The organism is Lactobacillus kullabergensis, from assembly GCF_003151025.1.
GTDB lineage: Bacteria > Bacillota > Bacilli > Lactobacillales > Lactobacillaceae > Lactobacillus > Lactobacillus kullabergensis.
In genome coordinates this window covers 346,488-360,000 of the sequence record NZ_CP029477.1, presented here as the reverse complement: position 1 = coordinate 360,000, position 13,513 = coordinate 346,488, and the positions used below count along the sequence as shown (strand labels likewise).

The 13,513-nt window shown below is 36.9% G+C and carries 10 protein-coding genes; 2 read left to right on the top strand and 8 right to left on the bottom strand.

Features of this window, described 5'->3' with window-relative positions; all coding sequences use genetic code 11:
- Positions 1 to 484: 484 nt before the first annotated feature.
- The 3 genes from serS to DKL58_RS01705 form a co-directional block, all read right to left on the bottom strand.
- Positions 485 to 1,792 (bottom strand): serine--tRNA ligase, encoded by a 1,308-nt coding sequence (gene serS / locus DKL58_RS01715; RefSeq protein ID WP_109585879.1) that lies wholly within the window; start codon positions 1,790 to 1,792, stop codon positions 485 to 487.
- A 332-nt stretch (positions 1,793 to 2,124) separates the two neighbouring features.
- Positions 2,125 to 2,655, bottom strand: a complete 531-nt coding sequence (locus tag DKL58_RS01710; protein WP_109585878.1) for a GNAT family N-acetyltransferase — start codon at positions 2,653 to 2,655, stop codon at positions 2,125 to 2,127.
- On the bottom strand, positions 2,655 to 3,260 hold the full coding sequence (locus tag DKL58_RS01705) for a TVP38/TMEM64 family protein (protein ID WP_109585877.1): 606 nt from the start codon (positions 3,258 to 3,260) through the stop codon (positions 2,655 to 2,657). The genes DKL58_RS01710 and DKL58_RS01705 overlap by 1 nt, the downstream gene beginning before the upstream one ends.
- A gap of 196 nt (positions 3,261 to 3,456) precedes the next feature.
- Between DKL58_RS01705 and DKL58_RS01700 the strand changes: the two genes are divergently transcribed.
- Together DKL58_RS01700 and DKL58_RS01695 are read left to right on the top strand one after the other, a co-directional pair.
- Complete coding sequence (locus DKL58_RS01700) at positions 3,457 to 4,239, top strand: alpha/beta hydrolase (RefSeq protein WP_109585876.1); 783 nt, start codon at positions 3,457 to 3,459, stop codon at positions 4,237 to 4,239.
- A 123-nt stretch (positions 4,240 to 4,362) separates the two neighbouring features.
- Positions 4,363 to 5,739: an NAD-dependent succinate-semialdehyde dehydrogenase gene (locus DKL58_RS01695; protein ID WP_109585875.1), complete on the top strand. Its 1,377-nt coding sequence runs from the start codon at positions 4,363 to 4,365 to the stop codon at positions 5,737 to 5,739.
- A 77-nt stretch (positions 5,740 to 5,816) separates the two neighbouring features.
- On the opposite strand, the gene DKL58_RS01690 is transcribed toward DKL58_RS01695, so the two are convergent.
- From DKL58_RS01690 to DKL58_RS01670, 5 genes are all read right to left on the bottom strand, one after another.
- On the bottom strand, positions 5,817 to 6,836 hold the full coding sequence (locus DKL58_RS01690; RefSeq protein ID WP_109585874.1) for a zinc ribbon domain-containing protein: 1,020 nt from the start codon (positions 6,834 to 6,836) through the stop codon (positions 5,817 to 5,819).
- Between the two features lie 95 nt (positions 6,837 to 6,931).
- Entirely contained in the window at positions 6,932 to 8,491 is a 1,560-nt protein-coding gene (locus DKL58_RS01685) for an ATP-binding cassette domain-containing protein (RefSeq protein WP_109585873.1), read from the bottom strand.
- Positions 8,492 to 8,815: 324 nt separating this feature from the next.
- On the bottom strand, positions 8,816 to 11,848 hold the full coding sequence (locus tag DKL58_RS01680; protein ID WP_109585872.1) for an MMPL family transporter: 3,033 nt from the start codon (positions 11,846 to 11,848) through the stop codon (positions 8,816 to 8,818).
- A complete protein-coding gene (locus DKL58_RS01675) occupies positions 11,841 to 12,428 on the bottom strand; it encodes a TetR/AcrR family transcriptional regulator (RefSeq protein WP_045927562.1) in 588 nt (195 codons plus the stop codon). The genes DKL58_RS01680 and DKL58_RS01675 overlap by 8 nt, the downstream gene beginning before the upstream one ends.
- A gap of 161 nt (positions 12,429 to 12,589) precedes the next feature.
- A complete protein-coding gene (locus tag DKL58_RS01670; protein WP_109585871.1) occupies positions 12,590 to 13,513 on the bottom strand; it encodes a serine hydrolase in 924 nt (307 codons plus the stop codon).

Sequence of the window (13,513 nt, the reverse complement as noted above, 5' to 3'; positions counted from 1 at the left end):
GTTAAACCCGCACATTTTTGCGAAAACATTGTTCAGTTTTCAAGGTACTACCTGCTGCCTTCTTTAAAACAGCTTTTTTATTTTCCCAGATTCAGCCGCTTTTGTCAAGCACTTTTTTCTGGGAGCTTTTTGCCGTCTTCCCCGACAGCGTTTATTATCTTACTAAAGCAGCTCTCTTTTGTCAACTGCTTTTGCTCGATTTATGTTGAACTTGTTATTTGTCGTAACTCGCTCAGACACATGTAATACCTTACTCTTTTTGTACTCATTCGTCAAATTAATCATTTTGTTCGTTATTTAAGTAAAATTGATTTCAAATTAGTTTTCACTAATACCTGTCAGACCAGTTTTTTACTTTTTAGACTAGACCAATTAACCAATTATTCGTAATTTAGTCATTTTTGCCACTTCTATTAACAAAAATTTGGGCAAAAAAATTTCGCAAGTTTATTCAACCTGCGAAATCATAGCAAAGTGCTACTCATTAAATCAAAGTTTCTTCCTTAGTAATCTTTGTCATTCCATTCATATAAGGAACCAAAACTTCTGGTACGGTAACTGTTCCATCTTCATTTTGATAGTTTTCTAAAATTGCAGCCACAGTTCTACCAACAGCTAATCCGGAGCCGTTAAGAGTATGTGCCAAATGCAGTTTGCCATCTTCATCACGGTAACGAATTTGCGCACGACGAGCTTGAAAGTCAGTACAATTTGAGCAACTGGAAATTTCACGATACTTATCTTGAGCCGGCATCCAAACTTCCAAATCATAAGTTTTAGCACTGGTAAAGCTGGCATCCCCAGTAGACAAAGCTACCACATGATATGGCAAGTCAAGTTTTTGCAACAAGTGCTCAGCATTATGAGTTAGTTTCTCTAATTCATCCCAAGAATCTTCCTGCTTGCAAATTTTAACCATTTCAACTTTTCTAAATTCATGCATTCTAATCAGCCCGCGAGTATCACGTCCAGCTGAACCAGCTTCACTTCTAAATGCTGGAGACAATGCAGTTACATTGATTGGCAGCTTCTCACCATGAATAATTTCGTCACGGAAATAGTTAACAAGCGGAACTTCAGCAGTTGGAATCAAAGTTAAATCACGTGGCTTGTCAGGGTTGTCGTTATCAACAATGGTGTACACATCTTCACGGAATTTAGGAAATTGTCCAGTGCCCTGCATTGATTCATCGTTAACCAAATATGGCGGAATTATTTCGGTGTAGCCTTCTTTAGTGTTTTCATCTAAGAAGAAGTTAAAAACAGCCCGCTCAAGTAAAGCACCAGCACCTTTATAATAGACAAAACGAGCACCAGAAACTTTAGCTCCTCTGTCCCAATCCAAAATATCGAGATCAGTACCAATATCCCAATGTGCCTTAGGCTTAAAGGCTAACTTAGTCGGTTCATGCCACTTGCGAACTTCTTCATTATAACTTTCATCAGGTCCGACTGGATCAGAATCGTCCGGGAAATTAGGCAGTCTTAGCAAGATGTAATCTTGCTTTTCAGTCAATTCAGCAACTTTATCATCAAGTTCCTTAATTTCCTGTCCTACTTCACGCATTTTTTTAACTGCAGCAGAAGCATCTTCTTTGTTTCTTTTAATTTCCGCAATTTTCTTTGAAACTGTATTGCGTTCAGCTTTTAGCTGCTCACTACGGTTCAGTTCTTCACGCCGATCGGCATCAATTTTAACCAGTTCATCAAGCTCTTCCGGCTTAACGCCACGTCTGCCAAGCTTATCCTTGGCCCAGTCAAGATTCTCGCGAATCACCTTTATATCCAGCATCTTTTTACCTCCACAAAAAAAGCCAACTCATCCCACAAGATTGGGACGAATTGGCTCATACATGGCTTCGCGGTACCACCCAGTTTCAGCTAAATATTTAGCTGCACTTCATTAAATCGGCGATAACGATGCCGCGTGCCGTGTAATTATTAATTACCCACATTAATGGAATCTGGAAACGACATCTATTCGCTTGCACCAAGATGCGAACTCTCTGAATCAGTCTGAGGATTCCGTGTTTGGATATTATTTTAAGCTATTATGCTTTTTTTAGCAAACAATATTTAATGTTTTTATAATTATTTTTGTAAAAAGATTGTGCCAAATTTAAATCACTTTTCTCTTTTAAGCCAGTCTGCCTTTTTCAGCAAAAAATAATCTTCCTGATATTGAAATAGCGTACTTACCATACTCATATCGACCGAATAAATATATTTAAAGCCTAGTCGAGTAAGTAAATTTTGTGAGCGAAAATTATTTTTAAAAGTGCCAGCCCAAATTTCAGATTGATTGAGCTTTTTAAACGCATAATTTAAAAGTAAATTTAAGGCTTCAGTCATATAACCTTGACCAGAAAAATTTTTATCAAGTAAAAAACCTATTTCCTTGGTATGTAATAATTCTTCTTCGCTTGTACCTCTATTATATAGTTCAGCTAAGCCAATTAATTGCCGGGTATTTCTAAGACAAATTGCATAACTATACTTTCTTGCGGCATACTTTCCTGCAGCAACCTCAGCTTCCGCCAGGTTGTGATAATGTTCAAAACCTGCTAAACGCCGATAATATTGATCTTGTCCCCATTTTAGCAAAGTAGGTGCATCCGATAGTTTAAAAGGACGAAAATAAATTCGGCTGTCCATTAATGACCAGTCAATCTAAGCAGCCAGTCCATGCCAAATTCCAGCGCAAAACTGTATGCTGCAATAGTCCAGGGTTTACCCAATATGATAATCCAAAAATAGGTCCAAAACTTCATATCAGTTAAACCTGCCAAAAGACATAAAACATCATCTGGTGCCATTGGAGCCACAATGCAGATTGCAAAAAACCAGTTGAATTTCCGCTGGTTTTTAGTCCACTTCATATATTTATCAAGAGTTTTTTCAGAGACAATATGAAGAATAAAAGGTCTGCCGTAAAAGCGTGCTAAAAAGAAGTCAATAATTGATCCAACACAAATTCCTACGTAGTTATAAATAAAACCAGCTACAGGTCCAAAGAAAATAACTCCACCCAAAAGTGAAACGCCACCAGGAATAATAGGTATAACAACCTGAATTATCTGAATCAAAACAAAAATAATCGGTCCGATTATTTTCTTGTCAGCCAAATATGCTTTCATTTTGGCTTGACTGGTAAATATTCCTAATCTATACCAATATATACATAATAAAATGATAATAATCCCGCTGACAACGGTCAAGATATTAATCAGTCTTCGACTAGCTTTAGCAGACAGATGCATAGCTTACCTCCAATGTTAAGCCTAATTTTACCAAAAAATAAGCATAGTGATTACTTTTTAAGTCATTAAATAATAATAATTAAAATTTTTTAATTATTTTTTCTTAAAGTAAAAACAAATTGGGTTTTTAGCAAAAACCGACCTTTAATTACATTATAATAGATATTAAAAATACAATTTTTGGGAGGAAAATCGGATGGCAGAAATTATCAATGATGTCACTTATGATGAACAAAGAAAACTTAAGGTAGATATTTATAAGCCGGACAAAGTCGGTTTTGGTGACAAAATATTGCTGTTTTGGCATGGTGGTGGCTGGTTTCGGGGAGATAAAAACAGTATTAGAGACTTATGTCAAAAAATTTCTGATAAAGGTTTTACTGTTTTTGCACCTAACTATTCTCTTGCTCCACAGCATACTTTTCCAGCCGCACACCAAGACAGTATTAACTTTGTTAAATGGCTAATGCAAAGCGATTATGTAATTAATAAAAAGCCCCACATTACTCAAATTGGTGCCAGCAGTGGAGGCACAATGGCGCTAAATATTGCGGGTAAATATGGCTTTCCTACTGTAACATGGTCTGCTCCTGTCAGTTATTCTGCTTGGATGAAAGACCACCAGAACGTCACGCCTGCAGTTGATGGTCATAAAGAACTAGGCTTGAGCAACCAACATGATATTAACAACGCTTTTTATAAATATTTTACTTTAGCATATGCCGGTTCTGAAGATGAAAAGGTATTAAAAAAGATTGATGCTGATTCATATGATTACAGCAATTTACACCAATTATTAATGATCAATTCTGCAGATGAATTGTCTCCTATTAAATATTTACTTAATTTTATTGACTTTTTGGCTCAAAATAATCACGCTGTAGACCTTAAACTAATAGCGGGTAAGCGGCATGCAATGACTTATGCTGCTCAGTATTTAGAGGAATCATTAACTTATCTTTTAAATGAAATAAAATAAATCTTTATTTTTACTTACTAATTATTAGTAAAATATTCTATATGTGCTATAATGATTAATGAAAACGGTTTATATTGATTTTGAGAAAAATCTATCCTGATTAAAATTTAAGGAGATAATATTATGGCTAAATATCAATCTATTAATCCATATACTAATGAAACTTTTGCCAGCTATGACAATCCTACAGCTGAACAAATTGAAGACGCTTTAAACTTGACCGATGCACTTTACCACAAGTGGCGTAATGAAGGCCCTGAAACCCGAACAGCAACATTACACAAAGTAGCAGACGGTTTACGCGAGCATAAAAAAGAAATGGCAGAAATCATGACTCGTGAGATGGGTAAAATGATTGGAGAATCTGAAGGTGAAGTTGATCTTTGTGTATCTATTTGCGATTACTTTGCCGACAAAGGTCCTGAATTGTTAAAACCAGAACCAATTGATTCCAAATTAGGCGATGCATATTACCTAAAGCAGGCAACTGGCGTAATAATGGCATGTGAGCCATGGAATTTCCCTCTTTATCAAGTAATCAGGGTATTTGCTCCAAACTTTATTGTTGGTAATCCTATTATTTTGAAGCATGCCCACAATGTTCCAGGCTCTGCAGCTTTGATTGCTAAAATTATTAAACAGGCAGGTGCTCCTGAGGGAAGTTTGATTAATATGTATCCAAGCTACGACCAACTTGATCAAATGATTGCCGATCCTAGAATTCAGGGCGTAGCATTGACCGGCTCAGAACGCGGTGGTTCTTCAGTTGCTGAAAATGCGGGCAAAAACCTGAAGAAATCTACTATGGAGCTTGGTGGTAATGATGCCTTCATTATCCTTGATGACGCTAATCCTGAAGTTTTAAAGCAGGCGCTTAGTTCAGCCAGAACTTATAATGACGGACAGGTATGTACTTCTTCCAAACGCATTATTGTTGTTAAGTCTCGCTACGAAGAAACATTGCATGAATTAAAAGAGGTCTTTTCTAGTTTGAAGCCTGGAGATCCACTTGACCCAAGTACTACATTGCCGCCAATGAATTCACAGAACGCAAAGGAAAAACTAACTAAACAATTAGATAGTGCCCTTGCAGCAGGGGCAAAAGTGTTCTACCAATATCCTGAAATTGATTCAGATGGTGCATTCTTCCGTCCAACTATTCTAACCAATGTTGATCGTGATAATCCGGCATTTGACCAGGAGTTCTTTGGTCCAGTTGCTACTGTTTACGAAGTCGAAGATGAAGACGCCGCTATTGCTTTAGCAAACGATTCTAGTTATGGTTTGGGTTCTTCTGTTATCAGTTCCGACATTAAACGTGCTCAAAATGTAGCTGCACAAATTGAAACTGGTATGAGCGTAATCAACGGCACATGGATTAGTTCCGGTGAATTACCATTTGGTGGTATCAAGAAGTCTGGCTATGGCCGTGAGCTTAGTGATTTAGGTTTGATGGCATTCGTAAACCAGCACTTAGTAATATCAATGCCAACCAAATAACTTATCATTAAGATATAAATTAAAAAGCTGATAAACTGCGTTACTAAATAAGAACGCTGATTTATCAGCTTTTTTTATTATTGCTTTTGACGGTGGCGGAATAAATTATACCCTGTCAGTCCAGTCGTCATCACGCTAGCTAAAATTAAGAAATAAGTTGAAGCGCCTATTGAAACTGCGTATAAAAGCAGTTGACTGGTAATGCTGTGTAAAATACCATGATTAGACAGTGTACTATTAGACATTCTATAAATAATGTAAATTAGAAAAATAGTTTCAATCAAAGAAAGTAAAAATGCGATCAACCTGCTCTTTTTAGTATCTCTCAACGTGTGATAAATGATAAATAGCGGAATCAAAACAATTATTAACCATATTACACAAAGTAAGACACCTGAAAGCAGTGTGGCATTTGAAGAAAAAAGTCTGCCAGCAAGTCCGAAGACAACCCTGGTAATTGACATTTTTTGCCCGTAAGTCATGTCTAAAACAGATGCACCAGATCCAGTAAATAAAACTATCAGGTTTATTACTGCCACCAAAACAACTAGAAGCTGCACATAGGTAAAATGCTTCTTTACCTGAACATTTTCTTTATGTTTTATACCCTTCTGGGCTAATCTGCTTTTCGATTTAACTTTTTCTTTCGATTCAGCCACATCATTGAACATGTTAGAACCCAATTGATTAATTTTTTGTGTTAAGCGCTCATCCACGGTATAACGATCAATTTTTTCTTGACGACTGCAAACAAAGTAAAGCCAGACAAGCAATGCAAAAAAGCAAATCCAACCAAAGCTGCGGGAAAAACTCATGAGAATTAGTAAAGCAATTCCCAATAGAAAAACAATCATGCTGTTAACATGAATCCATTGCAACATTCGCTCGATAACCGAATTTTGCTTTTTCGGATAAAATTCTTGTCGGTATACCTTGCGACTGGCTATTTTTTTACCGGCTTCTTCATCTTCATAGTTTGCCTTTTGATGTTGGTCAGTGAAAAAAGTCTCACGGTATTTTTGTAAATCAAAATGGCAGTTAGGACAGGTAACATCCGCATCGTTAATGGGACGGCCACAGTTTGGACAAGTAGTCATAAGAAACTTCCTTTAATCAATAATTATTAATAGCTTAATCATAAAACAAAAATAGCGATAAGGAAAACTCTTTATCACTATTTTAATACAGCTTTTTATTGTAAATTTTGAATTTGTTTCTTAACCCGCTTTATTTCAGAAATTGAAGTCTGGGAGTCAAGCATTAATTGATCAAGCTTGAACTTGAGCAATTCTAATTCATTATCATTGCTTTTTCTAGACCTTTTCTTCTGGGATGCGGAAGTTATTAAGCATCTGTCCTTAATTTGCCATTTTACAGCTTCAAGTTGCTTGATAAATGCCTGATCGTGCGATACGAGAATCATGGCAAAGGGATAAGCAGTGACAAATTCGGCTAAGGCATTAACCGATGCAATATCTAAAAAGTTAGTCGGTTCATCCAGCAGCAATAAATTATATTGACCTGTAAGTATCTTAGCTAAGTTGAAACACACGAGCTGCCCACCACTAAGATCACTTATTTTATGCCGTCCGTATTGACGTAAATGTAGATCACCTAAAACCTGCATAGTCGAACTATCATCAAATATACTGGTAGCAAAAAGAGAATCTAGCAGGGTTTTATCAGTTTGACTAGTAACAATATTCTGGTTAAAATAACCTATTTTCAATTTAGAATTATAAAAACCGGTTAACTGTCTATTCTTGATTTTTTTCAGAAAAACAGTCTTGCCAACACCGTTTTGCCCAGTTAAAACTACTTTTGAACTATAAGTAAGATTTGCTTCCTGAGTAATGCTAAACAACTCTTGACCATATGCATTAACCTGCTGTTTCTCCAGCCGTAATGCCTTGCTTTTAGGAGAAATCGATAAATCAGTTATTGCATTGTTGCCATTTTTTAAGGTAATCGCATGATGCATTTGCGGCTTCTTTATTTCTGCTTTTTCCTTATTGATGCGGCTAGCAAGATTCTTACTGGCTCTGATAACATTATTTGCTGTTTTCTGTTTTCCCATGGACTTTGACCGCCAATCAGATGAGGAAAGTCCCTTTTTGTTGTGAGAGAAAGTTCTGGCCTTATTAAAATGCAGATTATAACTTCTCTTTAACTGCTCAAGGTGCTTTTTCTTTTGTTCATAAGTCGTTTCTGCCCGTTTTCGCTGATCTTCGTTAAAGCTGCGAAACTCTTCATAAGTCCCTGAGAAATTGTGTACTTCTTTATTTTGAATATACCAGATTGAATCACAAACTTTGTTCAAAAAATTCTGGTCATGACTGATAATTAAACAGGCAATTTTGCTTTTATTTATTAATTTTATTAACCATTGTTGCTGCGTAATATCCAAATTAGATGTGGGTTCGTCCAAAAGCAGCAAACCGTTAGGCATATTTTTTAATTGGGTGACGGCCTTATTGAGAGCCAATTTTTCCCTTTGTCCACCGCTCTTATCCCCAGCATCAAGCAATTGTGAAACATAAGCAAAATTACAATTGCTGGAAACCCTACCTTTAACAGTAAATGAATCTGTTAATTTTTCTTGAGCAAGTATTCGCATTAAAGTTGTTTTACCGGCACCATTGTTGCCAATTAAGCCAATTTTTTGCCCAGAATTGATGCTCAAATTTGAGACAGTCAGCAGTTTAGAAGCTGCCACGCCAATTTGTAAATAATCTATTTTAATTAATTCCACTTATAAAACCTCAACGTGTACACATAATACACTAAATAAGCTGCAGTTCATTGAATTGCAAAAATTACTCTATCTGCTAAAGTGATTCGCTCTACGTTAGGTTCAAAATTAAAAAAGTGATTAATTGTTTAAAACTTTAACGAGAGCTTACTGATTATTTACTTGTCTTGACATTCCAGTATTCCTTACTTTCTGCTTAAAATTTAATTAAAAATATTATACTATAATAAATCAACTTTTGTAAACCTGTCAGAAAACATATTTCACTGACAAAAAAAGCTGAAATTCTCTAAATGAGAATTTCAACCTTTTAATTAAATTCAATTAATTTTTAGCACGCTTATTCTTATGCCAATGGACACCTTCATAGGTCAACTTGACAGCAGCAGACAAAGTGATCGGCATAATAAAGACTAAGATTATCAGTCCAATAATCACTGCCAAGGCCACTTCAATCAGAGTTGGAATCCCTGAAGGGATTAGCGCAGCAAAAGTACCACCTAAAATGATAGCAGCTGAAACTACAACTGTGCCGATAATGCCACAGGCCTTTAGCATTCTTTGACTTGGCTTACCGTCTTCAAGTTCACGATAGCGAGTCATTAAGAAGATACTGTAGTCAACGCCCAGAGCAATTAACATGATGAAACCAAAGAACGGTGTGTTCCAGGTCAGCATGGATTTGCCTAATGCAGCTTTAACTACCCATTCCGTAATTGATAATGAACAGAAGTAGGCAATCAATAGAGTACCCAAGATATAAACTGGTTGCAAAAGTGAACGAGTTACAAAAATGAGGGCAATTCCAATACCAATCAACATTATGGCAGCAGTTCTAATAAAGTCTCTGTTGGCAATATCTTTGATGTCAGCAATGTTGGAACTCTCTCCGCCCATTGCTACTGTAGCCTTTTTGAGCCTGGTTCCTGCTAAGGACTTCTTAGCCATCAAACTCAGATCCTGCGCCTTCTTGGTTGCTTTAAGACTACTTGGATTTGACTTAAAGACAATCATAAGCATTGCAGATTTCTTATCAGGACTCAGATAATTTTTAATTGAGGTTTGGAAAGTATCGTTTTTAATAAATTCCTTTGGGATATAGAAAGTATCTGCGGCTGAGGAACTAGCTAAACCATTAAGATAAGCTGCACCTTGACCAAGTCCACTATTAACTTCATCTACCCCATTGGTAATCTTTGGTGTACTTGAAGCCAATTTCCCTGCACCAGTATTTAGTTGACCAACGCTGGAATTCAATTGGCCAATGCCTGAGCTTAATTGACCAGTACTGGAATTAACTTGACCAATACCTGAGCTTAATTGACCTGCACTGGAATTAAGTTGACCAATACCGCCATTTAGAGTAGAAGCACCACTATTTAATTGACCAGAAGCAGTAGCCAGTCTGCCGACACCAGATTGCAGCTGACCCATTTGGCCAGATACATCTGGCATTGAAGCAGAAGCTTCTGCCCATGATTTTTCTAAAGCAGCACCAGCAGCTTGCATGGCAGCCATCTTCTGTTGTTGAGTTAAACCGGGTATACTGTTAATACTCTTTGCTAAGTTAGCTTTATAGCTCTTTTCTAAAGCAGCCTTAGTATTTTTCTGCGCATTTGCGATACCAGCACTGCCACTTGCCAATTGAGAATTCAACTGGTTAAGGCCACTGGTCATTTGCTGGGTTCCGCTCTGCAGACGGCTTGCACCACCTTGCAGTTGACCAGTACCATTTTGCAACTGGCTGGCACCATTTTGCAGCTTACCCGTACCAGCTTGCAATTTGCTTGCGCCATCTTGGAGTTGACTAGTACCATTTTGCAACTGGCTGGTTCCATCAGCCAACTTGCTTGCACCCGCAGTAACTTTTTTGCTTGCCTTGCTCAATTTACCTAAACCGGCACGTGCTTGATCAACACCTTGGTTAACAGTATTTAACTGATTATTGACGTAAAGCTGATCAATGCTCTCACCATAAGGCTGAGTTACAGAAGTGACAAAAGCTACATCTTCAGATGCCTGGAGTTGTCTGGTTAATTGATCAATTAACCGCAAATCTGCTTCATTATCAAGTTTATGGTTACTCTTAATATAAAGTGTTGAAGGTTCAGCCATCCCTTTTGAAAAGTGATCTTCGACAACTAGCATCCCTGCTTTAGCTGAAGTACTATTATCAATCTCATCAGTGTCATCATAATTCAAGTGACCGGTATACATAAGACCAAAAGGAAGCACAACCACAGCCAGTACAATTAAGTAAATAATTGGGTGAGCAAGTGTCGCTTTGGAAATACCATGCCATAATTTATCTTCATGCTCACCGGTAAACTCCTTCACCGGCCAGAACATTTTTTCTCCCAAAACAGCCATGAAGAAAGGATTGAGTGTCAGCAGCACTATTAATAAAACTGCTACGCCGACCGCAACACCAACTGCTGAGCGATAAATTGAAAAGTTAGCTAAACTTAGTGCCGAAAATCCAATTAAAATGGAAGAACCGGAATAAAGAATGGTTTTACCAGCGACCTTTAAGGCACTATTCATCGCTTCATAGCGATTCATTCCTTTACCGAGGTCTTCTTTGAACTTGTCATACAAAAGGATGTTGTAGTCCGTACCAATTCCGAATAACACAATAATCATAAAGACTTGTGTAAAGTTAGAAAACGGGAAGTTTTGGTATTTAACTAAGTTAGTAACAATCGCAAATGATGTGATAAAGGAAACCCCAACAGTCAGTAATGAAATCAGGGGCACTATTGGTGACCTGAAGACAATCACTAACACGATGAAAATAAAGATAACGGTAATTACTTCTGTTTTCTTAATTCCCTCTTGAATAGCATTTGAAAAGGCATTTTGTAAAACATCAGCACCAGTAACATAAGTCCTGATGCCAGCAGTTTTGACTGCTTTATTCAACTCAGCCTCAACATCATTAACCGGTCCGTGCTTTTTAGCCACATTCAACTGCATTATCCAGGTTGTATTATCCTTTGACTGCAGCTTTTTCTTAGTAGCAATATTATCATCTGGGCCTAAAATCATTTTAATGCCGTATTGATCCTGATCATCTTTCAATCTGTCAATAGTTTCATTAATGGCATTCTTATCATCGGAAGTCAGTTTGCCTTTTTGCTTATTAAAGACCACTGCAATCTGATAGGTATTTTTTTGTTTAGGACCCCAATCATTTTGGATTGATTTTGCGACTTCACTTTGAACGTCAGACGGTAAGGAAATATTTGAGTGCTCACGGGTTAACCCTGTAACGTCTGGCAAAGCCACAACAGAAATGATTAAAATTAAAATCCATGCAATTAACGAGAAAATATGATTTTTTACTAGTTTATGCACTCTGATTTTCCTTTCTATTTTTTTGCAATAATTTCTTGGGCTGAACCAATTGAATAATTAATTCATGATAACCTTGGTCAGCCTCTTCACTAGTTTCTTCTGTAAAAGAATCAGATACATCTAAAAAAACGTATCCTAGTACTGCCCCAATTAAGGAATGGAGCGAAACCGTGCTGTCACTTCTCAAATTTAGTTTGTCAGCCAAAGCTATTATCTTTAAAATTTCTTGAGTAATAGCATCGTCTTTTTGGTACTCATTCAAATGGTAGAGAATACTAATTAAAGCGGGATCGTCTAAAATAAAATCACGGACGATATCCGCAAATTTAAGTAAAGCCTCTTCACCCGAAATTCCGATCAAATTATCAACTAATTTTTTACCTAAAATTTTAATTCTGCTTGCACCGACAAGCGACAACAATTGCTTTCGACCTGAAACATAATGATAGAGTGACTGTGAACGAACGCCTAACTCTTTGGCTAGGTTCGGCAGAGTGGTCGCGGAAAGTCCCTTTCGTCCAATCAGCTCCGTCGCCTTCGCAATCACCTTATCTAAATCAAGGCTTCTTTTTTTAACCAATTTCACCCCTCCTTCTGACAGCATACTGAATAATATAGCACTACAACATGAAGAATACAATCTACATGCTGTAAATTATTTTATATTATCAAAAAAGCCCTAAAACATGGATTTTATTAGGGCAATTTTTTTAAGATTTGGTAAAGTATACGTCAAAAATGTTATTTAAAAAAGCTGTTGACTGCCTTTCCCAGTTTAACAAAATCATGATCATTATTGCTCCAAACGCTGACGCAATAGGCATTACCATTAGACTGGACAAGTGCAACATTGGCTTTACTATCCCCAATAGCATAAATTAAACCCTTGCTATTACGGATAATCCTGGGTTTAATTTTGCTAGCATTCAGTGCTCCTAAAACTTGATTGGAATATTGTCTGCTTAAAATCTGGTCATGGTATAGACTCACCATAATTTTATTCAAATCATTTGCAGTAGTATAACCTGCTGGTTTAGCTGAAAATTTTCCTTTAATGGCGGTATTTTCAACGCCAGTTCTCCTGATAATTGAGTTGACTTTTGCAGGCTTAACTTTGCGCAACAAAGCGTTGGCTGCAGTTTTGTCACCTTGCATCATTAATTGCTTCAGATAAGTTGCATTATACGCAATTCCCTTTTGCAGGACCTTTTCACCTTTAACGTGATCTGCTTTTTTTATTTTAACAGCCTTATTCGCAGTTGCCTGCCCATGTTGTTCTTGATAAGTTAAAGCAATAAGTAGAAATAGACAACTAATAGTATTTACACCATGTCTTTGACTAGTGTTAGAAACACGGGCAAATTTATTATTATTGAGATCTTGAACACAAACCTGATAGCTTTGATCTTTCCCCATCACCTGTACAATTTTTTCTGCCCATTTCTGCTCACTGCCCGAAGCAATTTTAATGTGATTTGGATACTCCATAGTCGCAACTTTTGGCTCACGGACGGAGTTTTTTCCCTTTTTATTTTTGACAACTTGTTCCTGTCCTTGACCCACAATTTTCAGGCTGCTGTTCTCTACTTTTTTAAGATTGACAGAATAGAGCATAAAAGCAATAAGTGCTGTGATTAATGAGCCTATCAAAACTTTATTTTTCAT

Excerpts from the sequence above, each read along its gene's own strand:
- serS (WP_109585879.1), bottom strand. The coding sequence starts at position 1,792 with ATGCTGGATATAAAGGTGATTCGCGAGAATCTTGACTGGGCCAAGGAT.
- DKL58_RS01710 (WP_109585878.1), bottom strand. The coding sequence starts at position 2,655 with ATGGACAGCCGAATTTATTTTCGTCCTTTTAAACTATCGGATGCACCT.
- DKL58_RS01705 (WP_109585877.1), bottom strand. The coding sequence starts at position 3,260 with ATGCATCTGTCTGCTAAAGCTAGTCGAAGACTGATTAATATCTTGACC.
- DKL58_RS01700 (WP_109585876.1), top strand. The coding sequence starts at position 3,457 with ATGGCAGAAATTATCAATGATGTCACTTATGATGAACAAAGAAAACTT.
- DKL58_RS01695 (WP_109585875.1), top strand. The coding sequence starts at position 4,363 with ATGGCTAAATATCAATCTATTAATCCATATACTAATGAAACTTTTGCC.
- DKL58_RS01690 (WP_109585874.1), bottom strand. The coding sequence starts at position 6,836 with ATGACTACTTGTCCAAACTGTGGCCGTCCCATTAACGATGCGGATGTT.
- DKL58_RS01670 (WP_109585871.1), bottom strand. The coding sequence starts at position 13,513 with ATGAAAAATAAAGTTTTGATAGGCTCATTAATCACAGCACTTATTGCT.